The following is a 19381-nucleotide window of genomic DNA, read 5'->3' on the forward strand; positions in this document are numbered from 1 at the left end:
GCGTGAGCCCGCTCCGCCCCCCCGCCGGGCACCCGCCCTCCCGCCGGGCCCGGCGCCGTTCCCCCTGTGCCATCGACGAAGCGGAACGCCGTGCGGGCCCGGGGCCTCCACGGCGAGCGGCCGACCGCGGGTCAGCCTCCGGGCCGCTCCGCCAGCGCGGGCAGGACCTTGTCCAGCGTGATGGGCAGGTCCCGCACGCGCACGCCGCAGGCGTGCCACACCGCGTTCGACACCGCGGCCGCCGTGCCGACGATGCCGATCTCCCCGATGCCCTTGGACCCCACGGCGTTGACATGGGGGTCGTGCTCGGGGAGCCAGTGCGCCTCGATCTCGTCGACGTCCGCGTTGGCCGTGATGTGGTAGTCGGCGAAGTCGTGGTTGACGACATGGCCGGTGCGGGGGTCGAGCACGCTGCTCTCGTGCAGCGCCATGGACAGCCCCATGGTCATCCCGCCGACGAGCTGCGACCGTGCCGTGCGCGGATTGATGATCCGGCCCACGGCGAACACGCCCAGCAGGCGCGCCACCCGTACCTCGCCCGTGTCCGCGTGGACGCGCGCCTCGGCGAACTGCGCCCCGAAGGCGTGCATCGCGTAGCGGTCGTCGGCCGGGCCGACGCTGCCGGACGCCTCGGCCCCGTCCGGCGGTTCGGCCCCGTACTTGTCACGGAAGGCGCGCGCGGCCTCGACCACGGCCGAGCCCCACGTCGTCATGCCCGAGGACCCCCCGGCCACCGACGCCACCGGGTAGTCGGTGTCACCGATCCGCACGTCCACGTGGGCCACCGGTACGCCGAGTGCGTCCGCGGCGATCTGCGGCAGCGTGGTCCACGTGCCGGTGCCGAGGTCGGCCGCGCCGATCTCGGCGACGTAGCGGTCACCTTCCCGCCGGATCGTCGCCGTCGACTTCGTCATCCGGCTGACCGGGTAGGTGGAGGCCGCGACGCCCGTGCCGACCAGCCAGTCGCCCTGACGGCGCGTGCCCGGCCGAGGGTCGCGAGCGGACCAGCCGAAACGCTCCGCGCCCTCCCTCAGGCAGCCGACGAGGTTGCGGCTGGAGAAGGGCTTGCCCGAGCCGGGCTCGACGTCGGGCTCGTTGCGGATCCGCAGTTCGATCGGGTCGATGCCCAGGCGCTCGGCCAGCTCGTCCAAGGCCACCTCGGGGCCGAACATCCCGGGGCACTCGCCCGGCGCGCGCATCCAGGACGGCACCGGGACGTCGAGCGCGGCGAGCCGGTGGGTGGTCCGCCGGTTCGCCGAGGCGTACATCATGCGCGCGGGGACACCGGTCTGCTCGGCGAACTCCTTGATGCGCGAGGTCTGTTCGACGACGTCGATCGCGAGTGCGGTGAGCGTGCCACCCCTGTCCGCGCCGAGCCGGCACCGCTGGATCGTCGGAGTGCGGTACCCGGCGAGGGAGAACATCTGCTGTCGGGTCAGGGCCAACCGCACGGGCCGGCCGGGGAGCGCGCGAGCGGCCAACGCGGCGAGCACCACGTTGACGTGCGGTTGCCCCTTGGACCCGAACCCGCCGCCGACGTACGGGCAGACGACCCGCACCCGCGACTCGTCGAGACCGAACACCGAGGCCAGGACGGCACGCGTCGGATGCACGCCCTGCGTCGAGTCCCACAGGGTGAGGAAGCCGTCACCCGCCGGATCCCACCGGGCCGCCGTGGCGTGCGGCTCCATCGGGTTGTTGTGGTACATCGCGGTGGTGTACGTCTCCTCGACGGTCACCTCCGCGGCCGCCATCGCGGCGTCGACGTCGCCCTCGGCGGTGTCGGTGGGGAGGTCCGGGTTCACCGCACCGGGTGCGTACAGGTCGTCGCGGTCGGCCCGCAGCTCGGCGTCGTGCGGCGCCTGCGCGTAGCCGACCCGGACCAGGGCGGCCGCGTGCCGAGCCACCTCGGAGCTGTCGGCGACGACCAGGGCGACGACCTGGCCGCGGAAGGCGACCTCCTCGTCCTGGAGGACCGCCAACTCCCTGTCCTCGGTGGAAGCCAGGCGCTCCGCGGTGCGGGGGGTGAGCACCGCGACCACGCCGTCGAGTGCTTCGGCGGCGGTGGTGTCCAGCTCCGTGACGCGCCCCCGGGCGATCGGGGCCTGGACGGCGTGCAGGTAGGCGGCGTCCGCCAACGGAGTCTCGTAGGCGTAGGTGGCGGCGCCCACGACCTTGACCGCCCCGTCCCGGCGGGGCAGGTCGCGGCCGACGGCGTCCGGTTCGTTCGGGAGCGTCATCAGGCGTCCTCTCCGGCCAGGCCTCGCGGGGCCAGGCCGCGCAGGGTGGCGGCAAGGGTGCGGCGCAGCAGGGGGATCTTGAACGCGTTGCCGCCGTCCAGCCCCTCGGCCGGCCTGGCACCGGCGAGTTCCGCGTCCGCGGCCGCCCGAAAGCGGGCCTCCGATGCCGGGGCGCCGCGCAACGCCTCCTCGGCCCGGTAGGCGCGCCACGGAACGTGCGCGACGCCGCCGAACGCGACACGCGCGTCCACGATCACGCCGTCCTCGACGTCGAGTGCCGCGGCCACGCTGACCAGGGCGAACGCGTACGAGGCGCGGTCGCGCACCTTGCGGTACGCCGATCGGCGGGCGATGGGCTGCGCCGGCAGGTCGATCGCGGTGATCAGCTCGCCGTGCCCGAGCACCGTGTCCCGCTCGGGAGCGTCGCCGGGCAGCCGGTGCAGGTCGACGAAGGGGACGGTGCGCTCGCCGTCCGGACCGAGCACCCGCACCTGCGCCTCCAGCGCGGCCATCGCCACGGCCATGTCGGACGGGTGCACCGCGATGCAGTGCTCGGACGCGCCGAGGATCGCGTGGTGGCGGGTCCAGCCGCCGATCGCGGAACAGCCCGACCCGGGCTCCCGCTTGTTGCACGGGGTCGTGACGTCCTGGAAGTAGACGCAGCGCGTCCGCTGCAGCGGGTTCCCGCCCACGGTGGCCATGTTGCGCAACTGCCCCGACGCGCCCGACAACAGGGCCTGCGACAGCACCGGAAAGCGCTCGCGCACCCGCGGGTCCGCGGCGAGTTCGCTGTTGCTGACGCCCGCGCCGATCCTCAGGGCCCCGCCGCCGAGCTCCTCGACCTCGGTGGGCAGGACACCCGCGAGGCCGACGACGAGCGCGGGTTCGACGACGCCCAGCTTGAGGTGGTCGACCAGATTGGTACCGCCGCCGAGGAACACCGCGCCCGGTTCCCCGGCGACGCTGCGCACGGCCGTGGCGGCGTCCGCGGGGCTGAGGTAGTCGAACGGCTTCACCCCGCCACCCCCGGGCCGGCCGCCCGCTGGGCCGAAGCCGCCCCGGCCGCCCGTGGAGCCGACGCCGCCTGTCGCACGGCGGCCACGATGTTGACGTAGGCCCCGCAGCGGCACAGGTTGCCGCTCATCCGCTCGGCGATCTCGGCGCGGTCCGGCCGCGGCGCTCCCGGTCCCTCGGTGACGGCGCTCGGCCAGCCCTTCGCGAACTCGTCGAGCGCCCCGACCGCGGAGACCACCTGCCCGGGGGTGCAGTAGCCGCACTGGAGCGCGTCGCAGTCGACGAAGGCCTGCTGCACGGGATGCAGCCCACCGTCGGCGAGCCCTTCGGCGGTGACGACCTCGGCACCGTCCTGGGTGACCGCGAGCGTGAGGCAGCTCAGCACGCGCCGCCCGCCGGACAGCACCGTGCACGCGCCGCACTGTCCGTGATCGCAACCCTTCTTGGGGCTCGTCACTCCGAGCCGTTCCCGCAGGGCGTCGAGCAGCGTCGTCCGCGTGTCGACGGTCAGCCGACGCGGGGCCCCGTCGACCTGCACGGTGATTTCCGTTTTCATCGCACCAGAGTCCCCTGCCCCGGCCGCGCTCACACGGCGCACAGCGCCGAGTCACACCCGTGGCGGCAGTCGGCGGGGCACCGGCTTCGGCGGCCGGTCACGGCTCGCGGACGCACTCGATCAGGTAGTCCCCGGTGGCCGCGTCGATCGTGACGCCGTGGGTCTCGCTGCGGAACCCCGGGAACTGCCGGTCGAACTCCTCCAGCGCCCCCAGGTAGCGCAGCAGCGGGCCCTCGGGGCCGCCGACCGCCTCGCCCGGCATCAGCACCGGGATCCCGGGCGGCGTGACGGTGACCATCGCGGCCGCCACCCGGCCGGCGGCCCGCGCCAGCGGCAGCCGCTCGGTGCCGCCCCGGATCAACTGCTGGTAGCAGTGCTGGGGCGGCGCCACCGGCTCGGGCAGCTCGCGGAACGCCGTGTCGAGGGCGTCGATCAGCTCGGCCCCGGTGAGGTGTTCGTGCATCTCCCGGCAGAGCTGTCGGAGCGTCAGGCCGGCGTAGCGGTGCGGGTACTGCTCGACGAGGTCGCGCAGGACGCGGTCGAGCGGGGCGTCACCGTCGTGCAGCGCCTTGAAGTCCATCAGCGCGTCCATCAGGGTGCCCCACTTGCCCTTGGTGATGCCCATGGAGAAGAGGAGGAGAGTGCTGTAGCTGTCGGTCTTCTCCACGACGATGCCGCGGCCGGCCAGGTAGGCGGTCAGGATCCGGGCCGGAACGCCCCAGTCGGCCGTTCGGCCGGTGGCCGTGACACCGGGACAGGTGAGCGTGACCTTGACCGGGTCGAGCAGGCAGTACCCCTCGGTGAGGTCGGGGAAGCCGTGCCAGTCCGCCCCCGGATCCAGGTGCCAGCAGCTCGGCTCCCGGCTCAGCAGCGCGGCCGGGGCGTCGGCGAAGTCGAAGCGCTCACCGGTGGCCGGGTCGGTGACGGCGTCCGGCTGCCAGACGCCGAAGAACCACGCGGGCCGGTCGCCGGCGGCGGCGATCCGCCGGGCCGTCCGTACGACGGCCTGGCGGAACCTGATGGCCTCGGTGACGGCCTCGTCGACCAGCCACTGCCCCTGCGGGCCGTCCATCATGGCGGTGGCGACGTCCAGCGAGGCGATCCCCGGGTAGAACGGCGAGGTGGTGCCGTGCATCATGAAGGCCTCGTTGAACCGGTCGTGTTCGACCGGTGCCCGGGGGGCCGACCGCACGTGGACCATCGCGCTCTGGGACAGGGCGGCGAGCAGCTTGTGCGTCGACTGGGTGGAGAAGACCGTGGGCCGCAGCGGGTCGTCGAAGGTCTCCGGGCCGACCGCCATGCCGTAGCGGCCCTCGTACAGGGGGTGGAAGCGCGCGTAGGCGAACCACGCCTCGTCGAAGTGCAGCCGGGGCGTGCTGGGCGCGAGCGCGCGGGCCGTTCGGACGGTGTCGTAACAGAGGCCGTCGTAGGTCGAGTTGGTGATCACGGCGTACTGCGCCTGCGGGTCGACGGCGCCGGCGGCCAGCGGGTTGGCCGCGATCCGGGCGCGCACCGCCGCGGGATCCGTGCCGGTCGGCGGCAGGGGCCCGGCGAGCCCGTACCCGTTCCGGGTGGGCACCAGGTAGACCGGGCGGGCGCCGGAGATCACCAGCCCGTGCAGCACCGACTTGTGGCAGTTGCGGTCCACCAGCGCGATCTCGTCCCGGGTGACGCTGTAGTGGCCCACCATCCGGTCGGCCGTGGAGTCGCCGTGCAGCACGAAGTAGGTGCGGTCGGCCCCGAAGACCCGGGCCGCGTTGCGCTCGGCCTCGCCGATCGGGCCGTTGTGCTCGAAGAGGGAACCGAGGTCACCCACCGAGATCGACAGGTCGGTGCGGAACAGGCGCTCGCCGTAGTAGTCGAAGAACGCCCGCCCGGCCGGGGATTTGAGGAAGGCGACGCCGCCCGAGTGGGCGGGGGTGTGCCAGGAGTACTCGTGCGCGTCGTCGAAGCCGCGCAGCGCCTTGAAGAACGGCGGCAGGATGTCGCTGTGGTAGGCCCGCGCGGCGGCCTCGACCCGGCCGGCGACGAAGGCCGGGGTGTCCTCCAGGGGCCAGATGTACCCCGTGACGACCTCCGAGACCCAGAGCGGCAGTGCCTCGAACTCCTGCTCCGAGTCGTCCGACATGACCAGGAAGGAGGGGAGGTCCTTGAAGCGCCGCCCGATCATCCGCAGCACGGCGGCGCCACCGTCCCGTGCCAGGCCCGGCGCGGCGTCCGGCCCCGGGTCGGGGTGGGAGTCGGGGCCGGGGTGGGAGTCGGGCCCGGCCCCGGGCGGGAGCCGCCAGGCGACGACGGCCGCGGCGATCCCCGCCTCCGTCTGCAGCACCGCCCGGGCGTCGCGGGCGCTGGCGGCCCAGCGCAGCTCGAAGCCGCGGTTCTCCAACTCCTTCCCCACCCGGCGGAGTTGTTCGCCGGCGGCGCCCGACCGGACCGGCCCCTCGGGCAAAGCCAGCAGGATTTCGCTCTTCCCCATCGGTCAGCACACCTTCCCAGACCACGGACCCGTCGATGCCGGGCCCAGTGTCCGTGCGAGGCGGCGTGTGCCACTGGCCTTTGCCACCGGATTCCCCCGATCGGGGGGCGCACCGCCCGCCCGCACGAGCGCGCGGGCGGGCACGCGACACCCCTGGCCGGGGTCGGGGGCTCCTCGCCCTTCCGGTGCTCGGTGCCGGCGCAGTAGCCTGGACGGTTCATCCGCACACGAAGAGGTGACGTGGTGGTTCATGCGAACTGGGATCCGGCGTCCGTGGGCGAGGTTCTCGAACCGGCGGGCGGGGATGTGCCCGAATCGGTGCGACGCCGGGCGCGCAGGGTGATAGCCGCTCGCGCGCTCGGCCCGGAGGACTGCCGGCTCCTCCTGGAGGCGCTGGGCCTGGTGCAGGAGGAGCCGTCGGGGTCGTCGGCGCACCGGTGAGAGCCGGCCCCGCCCCCGGCTCCTGTCCGGTGCCGGGCGGCGGCGGAGCCGTGCGGAAGGGGAGGCGGGGCGGAGCCGTGCAGAAGGGGAGGCGGGGCGGAGCGGGTCAGTACAGGGCGTCGCCCATGGGGGAGGTGTCGCCGGTGACGTACGCGCGGATCGAGGCCAGGTACTCCTGGCGGCTGACCCGTCCGTCGCCGTCGCCGTCCAGTGCCGCGAAAGCGGCGTCGGCGTTGTCGGCCCGGTTGCCGAGGGCTCGGCGCAGGGTGGTGAACTCCGTCCGGTCCAGGGTGCCGTCCTGGTCGGCGTCGGCGAGGTCGAACAGGGCGCCCAGGGCGTACTGGCAGACGGTGTCGAACTTGTCGGCGTCCACCCAGGCCTCGTACTCCGGGTAGGTCATCACGCCGTCGCCGTTGGCGTCCATCGCGGCCCAGGCGCGTTCGCCCGTGGTGCGTGCGGCGGTGACGAGGGGGTCGTCGTCGTCGCGTCCGGTGGCCTGCCGGGTCCGTTCGATGCGGACGAAGTAGTCGTGGCGGGAGGCGACTCCGTCGCCGTCGGTGTCCAGCATGGCGTAGATGCGGGCCTTCGGGGCGGTGGGGTCGGCCGGGGCCGGGTGCGGCTTGGTGGAGGGGAGCGGCATGCCGGGTCTTCCTTCGTGCGGGCGGGGCGGGTGGCGGTCGCTGGTCGCCGGGCTCGGTCAGTGGGTGAGGCGGAGCACCAGGGTGGAGTCGGCGGCGGTCTCGCCGGCGGGGGTGCCGCAGCCGGTGCCGGTGCTGGTGCCCACGGCGTTGACGGTGTCGCCGGCGAAGCGCGCGCTGTCGGGGGTGACGGCGCCGGTGACGGTCAGTGAGGCGGTGCCGTTCACCTTCACGACGTCGATCCTGTCGAACCGGAAGGTGGAGACGGTCCGGTCGAGCCAGTGGACGGTCGTGGTCGAGGTGTCGCCGTGTTCGTCGCCCGTGCACTCGGCGGCGGGCATGGTGACCGTCCGCTCGAAGGTGCCGGTCGCCGAGGGCGCGCCCGCCGCGTCCACGCACGACACGGTGCCGGTCATGGCCAGCGTGTCCACCACCGGCAGGTCGGTGCCTCCCGGGCCGAGCGCGGTGGCGAAGACACCGTGCGCGTTCAGCACGCAGGTGGCGTCGGTCGTGGGCCCGGCCGCCCCGGCGCGGGCCGGGACCGCGGCGAGCAGCGGCACCACGGCGAACAGGGACACGACAGCCGGCACAGCGGCACGGCCGCGGACAGCGATCCTCATGGGTTGTTCTCCCGTCGTCTTCGGCTGCCGGACGGACCTGCGCGCCCCGCCTGCCGGTCTCTGCGGCTCTGTCTGGCCGCCACGAGCATGATCGGCGGCAGGGCCCCCGGTGTCCGGACGACCCGCCAGGCGCCTGGGCACGTTGGTCACATCGACTGAGGACGGGTGGCCTACCGCCGGCCGGTCACTCGCCGGGAGGCCGGCGGGTGGGCGGTCCGTGCGGCGGTCACCGGCCGGCGGAGCCGTCGGTGCGGTCGCCGAGGGTGAGGAGGACGCGGCGCAGCAGGTGGGTGAGCTGGTCGCGTTCGGCGGTGGTGAGTCCGGCGAGCTGGCGTTCCTCGCCGGCGAGGTGGTGCTCGACGAGGCGGTTGGTCAGTTCCCGGCCGGTGTGGGTCAGGGAGATCAGCACCCGGCGACGGTGCGCGGGGTCGACGGCCCGTTCGACCAGGCCCTTCTCTTCGAGGTGGTCGATGCGGTTGGTGAGCGCCGCGGAGCTGACCATCGCGGCCGAGCTGAGCTCGCCGGCGGTGAGGACGTGCGGCGGGCCGGAGCGCAGCAGGGTGGCCAGGACGTCGAACTCCCAGGGTTCGATGCCGTGGAGGGCCAGGTTGTCCTTGATCCCGCGCTCCAGCAGGCGCGAGGCGCGGGAGAGGCGGCCGATCACGGCCATGGGGGAGGTGTCCAGGTCGGGGCGGACCGCGTGCCACTGTGCGGTGATCCGGTCGACGCCGTCCTGCTGCGATTGCTGAGCCGTCATGGCGCAGAGTCTAACATTTCGACATGGAAATGTTTGACATTGCTGACCGTGGATGCCTATATTTTCGACATCGAAGTTTTCGACGTAGGGGGATGTCATGAAGGTTCTGCTCACCGGTGCCACCGGCTACATCGGCTCGGCCGTCACCGAGCACCTCGCCGCTGCCGGCCACCAGGTCGTCGCGCTCACCCGAAGCGCCGAGCCGCAGCCCGGCCGGGGCTGGCACGCCCAGGTGGTCGGCGACACCGCCGACCCGGCCTCGCTGGCCGGTGCGGTGACCCCGGAGATCGACGCCGTGATCCACCTGGCCCCTCCGAGCGGCGACGCCGACGTCGACATCGCCGTCATCGAGGCGCTCACCACTCCGCTGCGCGGCACCGGTCGCCCCTTCGTCTACACCAGCGGCGTGTGGGTGCTCGGGGCCACCGGTGAGGCCCAGGAGGTCGGCGAGGACGCCCCGACCGACCCGATCGACATCGTCGGCTACCGCCCGCGGATCGAGCGGCGGGTGCTGGCCGAGACGGCCGAGGGCGTGCGCGCGGTCGTCGTCCGGCCCGGCATCGTGTACGGCCGCGGGGGCGGCATCCCCGCGATCCTGGTCGACCGGGCCCGCCTGCAGGGGGCGCCCGAGTACTACGGCGAGGAGGGCGTGCGCTGGCCGACCGTCCACGTGGACGACCTGGCCGAGCTGTTCGTGGCCGCTGTCGAGCGGGCCGAGGCCGGCACCGTCTGGCACGGCGTCGGCGAGTCGGCCGTCCCCGTCCGTGACCTCGCCCGGGCCGCCGGCCGCGCGGCCGGCGTGCTCGCCGCCCCGCGCGCGGTGCCGGTGGAGCAGGCCGCCGAGGCCTTCGGCGCGCTCTTCGCGGACGCGCTCGCCCTCGACCAGAGCGTCAGCGGTGCCGCCGCCGTTACCGCCCTCGGCTGGCGGCCGGTCCGGCCGGGCGCGGTGGCTGAGTTGATGTCGGGCTCGTACCGGCCGGTCGAGGTGTTCGGCGCTCCCGACGGGCCGGAGACCGACGCCGAGGTGGCCGCGATCCGCCGCCTGGTCGCCGAGGTCGAGCACGCCCAGCAGAACGAGCTGGCCGACCGGTTCCTGGGCGTCTTCCGCCAGGAGGACCCGGTGTGGACCACCGGCCACGGCAGGCGGCTCTCGGGCTTCGAGGAGATCGCGACCTTCACCCGGAAGGTGCTGCCCGGTGCGGCAGCCGAGGCCACCGCCGTCTACGACGTCGAACGGGTGCTGTTCCTGCGGCCCGACGTCGCCGCGGTGAACGTCCGCCAGCAGCCGGTCCGCCCCGACGGCACCCGGATCACCGACCGGCCCGAGGGACGCCCGTTCTACGTCCTGGTCAAGGAGGACGGCGCCTGGCGCATCGGCGCCGCCCAGAACACCATCGCGGTCGACTGACCGTCCGGATCCCCCGCACGGGGATCCGGGGGCCTGGGCGGCGCTCCGGCAGGGGCCGGCGGACGAGGGTCAGGCCGTGGGGAGGCCGTCGGCCATCTCCCGGAAGCGGGCGGAGGGCCGCATCATGCCGTTGTCGCCGACGTTCAGGTTCTCCAGCCAGCCGTTCCGGTACCAGAAGATCGAGGACGTCAGCGGGGCCGGATCGTTGGCCTGGAGCTGCTTCGACAGGTCGATCATGAAGCGGATCGCGTTCAGCGACGAGCCGGTGCGGATCGGTGCCGCACAGAACGCGTTGTTCGTCGGCAGGGTGACCAGGGCGCCGTGGGGCAGCTCGGCCACGCCCAGGGCGGTCTCCAGGCGCAGGGCCTGGGCGGCGCCGGGCCACGGCCCCGTCCCGTTGACGGCGTAGAGGACGTCGCCGTTCGTCGCGTTGAAGGACTGCCGGTTGAGCTGCTCGGTGGCGAGGTTGGCGAAGGCCCGTTCCCAGAGCTCGGCCCGGCTGATGCTCCACTGGTCGGCGGCGTGCTCGGCTATCGACAGGGCCTCGGTCGTCCCGCCCCGCTTCCCGCCGTTCACGCACAGGACGACCGACAGCTCGTCGTCGATCTGCCGGGCCATCGGGTCCGGGCCGAGGGCCCGGCTCGGGGTGACGAGGAGTCGCAGCCGGTCCCGGACCTCGAAGAAGGGGATCTTGGCCAGCGCCTTGCACGGGCCGTGCTCGTCGCAGAGCGGCTCCGGAAGTTTCTTGCGGCTGCCGAACAGTGGCACGGGTGGCTCCCTTGGTCGGTGTGGTGGTCGGACCGTCCGACCAAGGGCACAGCATCCCACTGGAGTTCGCCGCCGCTCCATCGGATCACGCCGATTCCCGGACCGTGGTCGGACGGGTGCCGGCGGGCCGCACGCGTCCCCGGTGTGCCCGCCCCGCCCGCCGGCCGGGGCGGGGGTGGCTAGGGTGCCGGTCATGACTGGTGATTTCCCGAGTGACGGTCCGGGGCGTGAAGTCGTGTCGAAGGGCGGGCGGTTGACCGATCCGGAGTGGCTGGTGAACGGCGACCCGGAGCAGGTCGTGGCGGCGCTGGACGGCGCTGTCGGGCAGCAGGAGGCGGTGGCGGCCGCCGTGTACCGGGCGTCGGGGCACGTGCACCGTGCGGCCGGTGCGCAGGTGCGACGGCAGGTGCTGGCGCTGGACGCGGCCCGTCACGGGCAGCGGGAGTTGGCGGAAGGACTCGCCGCGGTGGCGGTCCGTCAGGACGGCGATGACCCGTGGGTCGTGCAGTGGGCGACCGGCACCGGCCTGGATTCCAGGCTGCGGTACGCCCTGCCCGCGTCGGCCGAGGTGCGCGCGGTGGCGACGGTGGTCACGGCGGACCAGGGGCTCGCCGTCGCCGGCTGCGAGGACGGCACCCTGCACTGGTGGGACCTGACCACGGGCCGCGAACTCGGCACGGTCGCGACCGACCGCGACGGCGCGGTGAGGGCCCTGGCGACGGCGGTGCTGGACGGCCGCCCCGTCGCCGCCACCGGTCATTCCGGAGGGACGGTCCGGGTGTGGGACCTCGTGGACGGGGAACTGGTCGTCGCGTACCCGGGCGCCGAGGACTCCTGGGTCGTCGTGCTCGCCACCGCACTGGTCGAGGGCCGGCCGGTCGTGGTCGCCGGCAGCACCGACGGCAGGACGCGGGTGTGGGACCTGGCCGCCCGTACCCCGCGCGGTGCGCTCCTGACCATGCGCACCGGCACGGTCGGTGCCCTGGCGACGGCGGTGCTGGACGGCCGTCCCGTCGCCGTCACCGGCCACGCGGAAGGGGCCGTCCGGCGGTGGGACCTGCTCACCGGACGGGAGTTCGGCGCCGGCAGCGACCGCGCCGAGGAGTCCCGCTCCGCCGCGGATCCGGCGTCCGGCGGCCACGGCGACGGCGGGGGACGGCACTGCGTCACCATGGAACTCAACGCCAGGACGCACGTCCTGGCGACGGACCCGGCGTCCGACTGCCGGCTGGCCGTCAGTGCCAACGCCTACGAGACCCGCATCTGGGACCTGGCGACGGGCGAGCAGGTGGGTGGGCCCGGCCCGGGATTCGTGGAGGGGGCGGCGTTGGGGATGATCCGGGGCCGTCCCGCCGCGATCCTCGGTTACAACGGCCGCGGGCCGGTCGAGGTCGAGGTGTGGGACCTGTCCGCCGGCAGGCCGCTGTGCCCGCCGCTGATCGGCCACGAGGGGACGGTGCGGGCGGCGGCGACGGCGGTGGTGAAGGGGCGCCACCTCGCCGTCACCGGCGGTGAGGACGGGGCGGTTCGGGTCTGGGACCTCGACGGCGAGAAGGAGACGGGTGACCGGCAGGCCGGTCACACGGGGGCCGTGCACAAGCTCACCACGGCCGTCGTGGACGGCCGCTCCGTCGTCGTCAGCGGCGGCGCGGACGCGCGGGTGCGCTTCTGGGACCTCGACGGCGGGGGGCAGCTCGGGGAGCCCCTGGCCGGCCATGCCGCCGCCGTGGAGCTGGTGACGGTGGGGACCGTGGACGGCCGGCCGGCCCTCCTCACGCGCGACCGGCAGGAGGCGGTGCGGATCTGGGACCTCACCACCCGGGAGCAACTGCACGGACGGTCGACGAGTGAGTACACCAGCCCGTCGATCGACTTCTTCGGGGCCGTGGAGGGCCACTTCGTCGCCGTGACCTGGCACGGGCGCGTGTGGGACCTGGCCACGAGCAGATGGATCGGGGTGCAGCCGGAACACGGCGGCGCCCTGGCCCTGGAACCACTCGAAGGCCGCGACGTCGTCCTGACCGGGCGCGGGCTGGAGCCGGGCCCGGTCCAGCTGTGGGACCTGGCCACGGGGGAGCGGATCGGCCGCCCCCTGACGGGGCACAGCGGTGCCGTGCGGGTGGGGGCGGTGGGGACGTCGGACGGGCGCCCCGTCGTCGCAGCCGGAGGACAGGACGGGACGGTGTGGGTCTGGGAGGTCTCCACGGGGCAGCGGATCGGCACGTACGCGTTCCCCGCGGGCATCCGGGGGCTGGCGGTGGCCCCGGACGGGCGGCTGGTGGTGGGCTTCGGCGCGGACCTCGCGGTGCTGGCCCGCCGTTGACGCCCGCGGGGATCCGCCCGTCCGCCGGGCCGGGGCGGGGGTGCCGCGTCAGGGCGTGATGATCAGCTTGCCGCGGGTGTGGCCGGTGCGGCTGGCGTCGAAGGCGTCGCCCACGCGCTCCAGCGGGAAGGTCTCGGCGACCTCGACGGTCAGTGCGCCCCGGTCGACCGCCGCGGCCAGGTCGGCCAGCTCGGCGCCGTCCGGGCGGACCCAGATCCAGTGGCCGCCGTGCTGTTCCACGACCGGGTCGGCGACGGAGACGTGCCGCCCGCCGTCGGCGAGCACGGCCAGCGTCGTCTCCAGCTGGCCGCCGACGAAGTCCGCCACGGCGGACACGCCGTCGGGCGCGAGCGCGCGCACCCGCTCGGTCAGGCCGTCGCCGTAGCTCACCGGCTCGGCGCCCAGTCCGCGGACGAAGTCGTGGTTGGGCTCCGAGGCGGTGCCGATCACCCGGGCCCCGCGGTCGCGGCCGAGTTGGACCGCGAGGCTGCCGACGCCGCCCGCGGCTCCGTGCAACAGCAGGACATCGGCGGGGCCGACCGCGAGCCGGTCCAGGCTGCGCAGCGCGGTGAGGCCGGCCAGCGGCAGCCCGGCCGCCTGCGCCCAGTCGAGCGTGGCGGGTTTGCGTGCCACCGCGGGGGCGGCGACCGCGACGTACTCGGCGAAGGTGCCGGCCTGCACCACGTCCTTGCGGGCGTAGGCGATCACCTCGTCCCCGGGCGCGAACTCGGGGGTGTCGGGTCCGGTCCCGGTGACCACGCCGGCCACGTCCCAGCCGGGGACGACGGGGAAGACGGCGTCCATCATGCCGTCCAGGCCGCCCGCCATGACCTTCCAGTCGACGGGGTTGACGGCCGCCGCGCGGACCCGGATCAGCACCTGGCCGGGGCCCACCTTGGGGTCGGGCACCTCGCCGTACCGCAGTCGGGAGTTGTCCTCGGCGTACGAGTCGTAGGTCACGGCGCGCATGAACGTCCTCCAGGGGCTGCTGGTCTCGTCCCGCGCCCGCCGCCGGGTGGCGGGCGGGCGCCTCCGGTCACGCTATGCCGGGCCCGGGGGCCCGGCACCCACGCGGGACCGTCAGGGCGACGACGGCCCACCCCGGGCGGCGCCCCGCGCGGAAGCCCCGGCGGCGGGCCTCTTGACACGGCGGTCCGCAAGCCCGCAGGATCACCCCGTGAACCTGTCAGACAGCCAGACAGGCGGCCCGATCCCGCGTCGCGTCAGCGCGACGGAAGCGGTCTTCGGCCACCTGCGCAGCGCCATCGAGCGCGGCGACTACGCCGTGGGCGACAAGCTCCCCTCCGAAGCGGAACTCTGCCGGACCATGGAGGTCAGCCGCCCCGTCCTGCGGGAAGCGCTCCGGGCCCTGCAGGCCATGGGCCTGACCGTCGCGAAGACCGGGAAGGGCACCTTCGTCGTCTCGAACGCCGTGGACGACCCGACCTTCGGCGACTACGCGGCCAGCGACCTGCTGGAGGTGCGTCGGCACGTCGAGATCCCGGTCGCGGGGTACGCCGCGCTGCGCCGCACCCCGGAGGACCTGGACCACCTGGCGCACCTGCTCGACCGGATGGAACGGGAGACCGACACCACCGCGTGGGTCGCGTTGGACACCGTGTTCCACCTGGCCGTGGCCGAATCCGCCCGCAACCCGGTGTTCCGCCGGGTCATCGAGGAGATCCGTGACGCACTGGCGCGTCAGTCGGCGTTCCTCAACGAGCTGGGCGGGCGGCGCGACCAGTCCAACTGCGAGCACCGCGCGATCGTCGAGGCGCTGATCGACGGTTCCGAGCACGACGCGGTGGCGGCCATGTCCCACCACCTCCACCGGGTCGAGACGACCCTCATCGACATCGTGCGCCCCGGGCGCGCGGAGTCCCCAACGGAAGGCAGACCCGAGGCGTGAGCGAGCAGTTCCTCAAGGACGAGAAACGCCCCACGACCCGTCACGTCGACGCCGGAGACACCGGCTACAGCAAGTCCCTGAAACCCCGGCACGTCAACATGATCGCCATCGGCGGTGCCATCGGCACCGGCCTGTTCCTCGGCGCCGGAGGGCGCCTGGCGGACGCCGGCCCCTCCCTGTTCGTCGCGTACGCCGTCTGCGGCCTCTTCGCGTTCCTCGTCGTCCGAGCCCTCGGCGAACTCGTGCTGTACCGCCCGTCCTCCGGCGCCTTCGTCTCGTACGCCCGGGAGTTCCTGGGGGAGAAGGGCGCGTACACGGCGGGGTGGATGTACTTCCTCAACTGGGCGACCACCGGCATCGCCGACATCACCGCGGTGGCGACGTACACCCACTACTGGCACCTGTTCTCCAGCGTCCCGCAGTGGGTGATCGCCCTCGTCGCCCTGGCCGTGGTGCTCACCGTGAACCTCATCTCGGTGCGGATCTTCGGCGAACTGGAGTTCTGGTTCGCGATCGTGAAGGTCAGCGCGCTGGTGGTGTTCATGGGCATCGGGATCTTCCTGCTGGTCACCCGGCACCCGGTCGACGGCGTGGTGCCCGGCCCGTCGCTGATCGCCGACAACGGCGGCATCTTCCCCAACGGTCTGCTGCCCATGCTGCTGATCGTCCAGGGCGTCGTCTTCGCCTACGCCTCCGTCGAACTGGTCGGTGTCGCGGCCGGTGAGACGGAGCACCCCGAGAAGGTCATGCCGAAGGCGATCAACTCGATCATGTGGCGGGTCGGCCTGTTCTACGTCGGCTCGGTGCTCCTCCTGTCGATGCTGCTGCCGTGGAACCGGTACACCGCCGGGCAGAGCCCGTTCGTCACCGTGCTGTCCCACGTCGGCGTGCCCGCGGCCGGCAGCGTGATGAACCTGGTCGTGCTCACCGCGGCCCTGTCCTCGCTCAACTCCGGCCTCTACTCCACCGGGCGCATCCTGCGCTCGATGGCGGTCAACGGGTCCGCCCCCCAGTTCACCGCCCGGATGAGCCGCAGCCAGGTGCCGTACGGCGGCATCCTGCTCACCAGCGGCATGTGCGTCCTCGGCGTCGGCCTCAACTTCGTCGTCCCGGCGGAGGCGTTCGAGATCGTGCTCAACTTCGCGGCGATCGGCATCCTCGCCACCTGGGGCATGATCATGGTCTGCCACCTCCTCTTCTGGCGGAAGACCAAGGCCGGCGAACTGGACCGCCCCGACTACCGGCTGCCCGGCTCGCCCTGGACCGAACTCGTGACACTGGCCTTCCTCGCCTCCGTCCTGGTCCTCATGTACGCCGACGGCGGCCCCGGCCGCACCACCGTGCTCTGCCTGCCGCTGATCGGCGGCGTGCTGGTCGCCGGCTGGTACGCCGTCCGCCGCCGCCTCGCCCGCGCCGGGAAGACCACCGGCTCCACCGAGAGATGACGGTCGGTCGGATCGCTTGTCCTGCACGGTGCTTCACCGCGGGACGGCGCAGGCCGCAGCACCGATCAGCAGCAACCCACCACCGAACGAGGCAGTGATGCGCAGCAGTTTCCTCGCGGACGCGCCCGCGATCCGTGAGCCCCTGCACTCACCCGTCGCCCACGTCACCCGTGGCGGCGTGGTCGAGGGGATCCACTACGGCTCCGTCGCCGTCCTCGGCGGCGACGGCGACGTCCGGTTCGCCATCGGCGACATCGAGGCCGCCTGCTACCCGCGGTCCGCCCTCAAGCCCGTCCAGGCCGTCGCCATGGTGCGGGCCGGGCTGCCGCTCGACGGCGAACTGCTCGCCCTCGCGATGGGCAGCCACTCCGGCGAGGAACGCCACCTCGCCGGAGCCCGGCGGATCCTCGCACTGGCCGGCGTCACCGAGGACGACCTGCGCAACGTCCCCGACCTGCCGTACGGCCAGGACACCCGGGACGCCTGGGTGCGGGAGGGCCGCGCGCCCTCCCGGCTCGCCCAGAACTGCTCCGGCAAGCACGCCGCGATGCTGTACCTCTGCACGCTCAACGGCTGGCCGCCGGACACCTACCTCGACCCGGCCCACCCCCTCCAGACTGCGATCGCCGACGTCGTCGAGGAGCTCACCGGCCAGCGCATCGCCAACGTCACCGTCGACGGCTGCGGCTCCCCGCTGTTCGCCGTCTCCCTGCACGGCCTCGCCCGCGCCGCCGCCCGGATCGCCACGGCGGCGCCGGGCACGGCCGAGCACCGGGTGGCGGACGCCCTGCGCGGCCACCCCGAGATGGCCTCCGGCACCGGACGGGACGTGGCCGAACTGATGCGCGTGGTGCCAGGACTCCTCGCCAAGGACGGCTTCGAGGGCGTCCAGATCGCGGCCCTGCCGGACGGCCGCGCCGTCGCCGTGAAGATCGCCGACGGGGCGAACCGGGCGCGCGTCCCGGTGGCGGCCGCCGCCCTGGCACGGGCGGGAGTCGACCCGCGGCTGCTCGCCCGGTTCGCCGGCGAGCCGACGACCGGCGGCGGCCGGCCCGTCGGCGGCATCCGGCCGGTGGCGGCGCTGGACCCGGCCGGCGCGCTCCTCCCCGCCTGAACCCCGTCACGCGACCTCCCCGTCGCACCACGACCCCGGCACACCGCGTGCTCGTCGCACCACGACCCCGCCACGCCACGACCTCGCCCACCCACCTCAGGAAGAGGACCCGTCCACCCATGACCGCCGCCACCCGCAGCGAGCACGACCTGCTCGGAGACCGCGACGTCCCCGCCGACGCCTACTGGGGCGTCCACACCCTGCGCGCCACCGAGAACTTCCCCATCACGGGCACGCCCATCTCCGCCTACCCGCACCTGATCGAGGCCCTGGCCGCCGTGAAGGAGGCCGCCGCCCTCGCCAACGAGGAACTCGGCCTGCTGGCGCCCGGGAAGGCCGCCGCGATCGTCGCCGCCTGCCGTGAGATCCGCGCCGGAAAGCTGCACGACCAGTTCGTCGTCGACGTCATCCAGGGCGGCGCCGGCACCTCGACCAACATGAACGCCAACGAGGTCGTCGCCAACCGGGCGCTGGAACTGCTGGGCCACGCCAAGGGCGAGTACCGGCACCTGCACCCCAACGAGGACGTCAACCTCGGCCAGTCCACCAACGACGTCTACCCGACCGCCGTGCGGATCGCGACCGTCTACGCGGTGCGCGGCCTGCTCGACGCCATGGCCGTCCTCCAGGAGGCCTTCGCGCGCAAGTCCGTCGAGTTCCGCGACGTGCTGAAGATGGGCCGCACCCAGCTCCAGGACGCCGTGCCGATGACGCTCGGCCAGGAGTTCTCCGCCTTCGCCGTCATGCTCGACGAGGACCGCAGCCGGCTCGCCGAGGCCGTCGAGCTGATCCACGAGATCAACCTGGGTGCCACGGCCATCGGCACGGGCCTCAACGCCCCCGCCGGCTACGCCGAATCCGCCCGCCGCCACCTCGCCGGCATCAGCGGACTCCCGCTGGTCACCGCGGCCAACCTGGTCGAGGCCACCCAGGACTGCGGCGCGTTCGTCCAGATGTCGGGCGTGCTCAAGCGCATCGCCGTCAAGCTGTCCAAGACCTGCAACGACCTGCGGCTGCTGTCCTCCGGCCCGCGCGCCGGCCTCGGCGAGATCAACCTGCCGCCGGTGCAGGCCGGTTCGAGCATCATGCCCGGCAAGGTCAACCCGGTGATCCCCGAGGTCGTCAACCAGGTCGCCTTCGAGGTGATCGGCAACGACGTCGCCATCACGATGGCCGCCGAGGCGGGCCAGCTGCAGCTCAACGCCTTCGAGCCGATCATCCTGCACTCGCTGTCGGAGTCCGTCACCCACCTGCGGGCGGCCTGCCTCACCCTCGCCGAGCGCTGCGTGGTGGGCATCACCGCCAACACCGAGATGCTGCGCGCGACCGTCGAGAACTCGATCGGCCTGGTGACCGCCCTGAACCCGCACATCGGGTACACGGCCGCCACCGACATCGCCAAGGAGGCCCTCGCCAGCGGCCGGGGCGTGGCCGAACTCGTCCTGGAGCGGGGCCTGCTCCCGGCCGAGACGCTCACCGCGCTGCTGCGGCCCGAGGTCATCGCCGGCACCGGTGCGGCCCTGGCCTGACGGCGCGCCGCCCGCGACAGCACGACCCTGGACCCGCCGGCGCACCGGAGCCCCCCGCCGCAGCGGGACCCCCGGTGCGGCGGCGGGTTTCGCCGGATCGGCTCAAGCCTCGGGATCGGCTCAGAACTCAGGACCAGCTCAGG

At 73.8% G+C, this 19381-nt stretch carries 15 protein-coding genes; 6 read left to right on the top strand and 9 right to left on the bottom strand.

Annotated features, from left to right (window positions below):
- Window positions 1-131: 131 nt before the first annotated feature.
- From IF30_RS0102165 to IF30_RS0102200, 7 genes are all read right to left on the bottom strand, one after another.
- Window positions 132-2240 carry a xanthine dehydrogenase family protein molybdopterin-binding subunit gene (locus IF30_RS0102165; protein ID WP_030231073.1) on the bottom strand — a complete coding sequence of 703 codons (2109 nt, stop codon included), beginning with the start codon at window positions 2238-2240 and terminating at the stop codon, window positions 132-134.
- Window positions 2240-3256: an FAD binding domain-containing protein gene (locus IF30_RS0102170; RefSeq protein WP_030231075.1), complete on the bottom strand. Its 1017-nt coding sequence runs from the start codon at window positions 3254-3256 to the stop codon at window positions 2240-2242. Before IF30_RS0102170 ends, IF30_RS0102165 begins: the two co-directional genes overlap by 1 nt.
- Window positions 3253-3810, bottom strand: coding sequence for a (2Fe-2S)-binding protein (locus IF30_RS0102175; protein WP_030231078.1), 558 nt, complete (start codon window positions 3808-3810; stop codon window positions 3253-3255). Before IF30_RS0102175 ends, IF30_RS0102170 begins: the two co-directional genes overlap by 4 nt.
- 97 nt (window positions 3811-3907) lie before the next feature.
- Entirely contained in the window at window positions 3908-6286 is a 2379-nt protein-coding gene (locus tag IF30_RS0102180) for an Orn/Lys/Arg decarboxylase N-terminal domain-containing protein (RefSeq protein ID WP_030231081.1), read from the bottom strand.
- 547 nt (window positions 6287-6833) lie between these two features.
- Window positions 6834-7367 carry an EF-hand domain-containing protein gene (locus IF30_RS0102190; protein ID WP_234322550.1) on the bottom strand — a complete coding sequence of 178 codons (534 nt, stop codon included), beginning with the start codon at window positions 7365-7367 and terminating at the stop codon, window positions 6834-6836.
- Window positions 7368-7424: 57 nt separating this feature from the next.
- Window positions 7425-7985 carry a hypothetical protein gene (locus IF30_RS0102195; protein ID WP_158834689.1) on the bottom strand — a complete coding sequence of 187 codons (561 nt, stop codon included), beginning with the start codon at window positions 7983-7985 and terminating at the stop codon, window positions 7425-7427.
- A gap of 226 nt (window positions 7986-8211) precedes the next feature.
- Window positions 8212-8742 carry a MarR family winged helix-turn-helix transcriptional regulator gene (locus IF30_RS0102200; RefSeq protein ID WP_030231094.1) on the bottom strand — a complete coding sequence of 177 codons (531 nt, stop codon included), beginning with the start codon at window positions 8740-8742 and terminating at the stop codon, window positions 8212-8214.
- A 97-nt stretch (window positions 8743-8839) separates the two neighbouring features.
- On the opposite strand from IF30_RS0102200, the gene IF30_RS0102205 reads away from it, so the two are divergent.
- Window positions 8840-10150, top strand: a complete 1311-nt coding sequence (locus tag IF30_RS0102205) for an SgcJ/EcaC family oxidoreductase (protein WP_030231096.1) — start codon at window positions 8840-8842, stop codon at window positions 10148-10150.
- Window positions 10151-10219: 69 nt separating this feature from the next.
- Here the strand turns inward: IF30_RS0102205 and IF30_RS0102210 are convergent, their stop codons facing one another.
- On the bottom strand, window positions 10220-10918 hold the full coding sequence (locus tag IF30_RS0102210; RefSeq protein ID WP_030231099.1) for a hypothetical protein: 699 nt from the start codon (window positions 10916-10918) through the stop codon (window positions 10220-10222).
- A gap of 193 nt (window positions 10919-11111) precedes the next feature.
- Here IF30_RS0102210 and IF30_RS0102215 point away from each other — a divergent pair, with 193 nt between their 5' ends.
- Window positions 11112-13241: a WD40 repeat domain-containing protein gene (locus IF30_RS0102215; protein ID WP_158834692.1), complete on the top strand. Its 2130-nt coding sequence runs from the start codon at window positions 11112-11114 to the stop codon at window positions 13239-13241.
- A 48-nt stretch (window positions 13242-13289) separates the two neighbouring features.
- Here IF30_RS0102215 and IF30_RS0102220 read toward each other — a convergent pair whose 3' ends face one another.
- Window positions 13290-14210, bottom strand: coding sequence for an NADP-dependent oxidoreductase (locus tag IF30_RS0102220; RefSeq protein ID WP_030231104.1), 921 nt, complete (start codon window positions 14208-14210; stop codon window positions 13290-13292).
- Between the two features lie 208 nt (window positions 14211-14418).
- Here IF30_RS0102220 and IF30_RS0102225 point away from each other — a divergent pair, with 208 nt between their 5' ends.
- From IF30_RS0102225 to aspA, 4 genes are all read left to right on the top strand, one after another.
- Window positions 14419-15150 carry a FadR/GntR family transcriptional regulator gene (locus IF30_RS0102225; RefSeq protein ID WP_030231108.1) on the top strand — a complete coding sequence of 244 codons (732 nt, stop codon included), beginning with the start codon at window positions 14419-14421 and terminating at the stop codon, window positions 15148-15150.
- Entirely contained in the window at window positions 15147-16595 is a 1449-nt protein-coding gene (locus tag IF30_RS0102230) for an amino acid permease (protein WP_030231111.1), read from the top strand. Before IF30_RS0102225 ends, IF30_RS0102230 begins: the two co-directional genes overlap by 4 nt.
- 97 nt (window positions 16596-16692) lie before the next feature.
- Entirely contained in the window at window positions 16693-17709 is a 1017-nt protein-coding gene (locus IF30_RS0102235; RefSeq protein ID WP_030231115.1) for an asparaginase, read from the top strand.
- Window positions 17710-17828: 119 nt separating this feature from the next.
- Window positions 17829-19238, top strand: a complete 1410-nt coding sequence (aspA, locus tag IF30_RS0102240) for an aspartate ammonia-lyase (protein ID WP_030231116.1) — start codon at window positions 17829-17831, stop codon at window positions 19236-19238.
- Window positions 19239-19381 lie beyond the last annotated feature (143 nt).

Origin of the sequence: Streptomyces sp. NRRL S-350 (assembly GCF_000719705.1) — a bacterium.
In the GTDB taxonomy this organism is placed as follows: domain Bacteria; phylum Actinomycetota; class Actinomycetes; order Streptomycetales; family Streptomycetaceae; genus Kitasatospora.

Bases quoted from the DNA above. Each gene is read 5' to 3' on its own strand.
- IF30_RS0102235 (WP_030231115.1), top strand. From the start codon at position 16,693: ATGCGCAGCAGTTTCCTCGCGGACGCGCCCGCGATCCGTGAGCCCCTG.
- IF30_RS0102205 (WP_030231096.1), top strand. From the start codon at position 8,840: ATGAAGGTTCTGCTCACCGGTGCCACCGGCTACATCGGCTCGGCCGTC.
- IF30_RS0102215 (WP_158834692.1), top strand. From the start codon at position 11,112: ATGACTGGTGATTTCCCGAGTGACGGTCCGGGGCGTGAAGTCGTGTCG.
- IF30_RS0102180 (WP_030231081.1), bottom strand. From the start codon at position 6,286: ATGGGGAAGAGCGAAATCCTGCTGGCTTTGCCCGAGGGGCCGGTCCGG.
- IF30_RS0102165 (WP_030231073.1), bottom strand. From the start codon at position 2,240: ATGACGCTCCCGAACGAACCGGACGCCGTCGGCCGCGACCTGCCCCGC.
- IF30_RS0102190 (WP_234322550.1), bottom strand. From the start codon at position 7,367: ATGCCGCTCCCCTCCACCAAGCCGCACCCGGCCCCGGCCGACCCCACC.
- IF30_RS0102195 (WP_158834689.1), bottom strand. From the start codon at position 7,985: ATGAGGATCGCTGTCCGCGGCCGTGCCGCTGTGCCGGCTGTCGTGTCC.
- IF30_RS0102220 (WP_030231104.1), bottom strand. From the start codon at position 14,210: ATGCGCGCCGTGACCTACGACTCGTACGCCGAGGACAACTCCCGACTG.
- IF30_RS0102200 (WP_030231094.1), bottom strand. From the start codon at position 8,742: ATGACGGCTCAGCAATCGCAGCAGGACGGCGTCGACCGGATCACCGCA.
- IF30_RS0102175 (WP_030231078.1), bottom strand. From the start codon at position 3,810: ATGAAAACGGAAATCACCGTGCAGGTCGACGGGGCCCCGCGTCGGCTG.
- aspA (WP_030231116.1), top strand. From the start codon at position 17,829: ATGACCGCCGCCACCCGCAGCGAGCACGACCTGCTCGGAGACCGCGAC.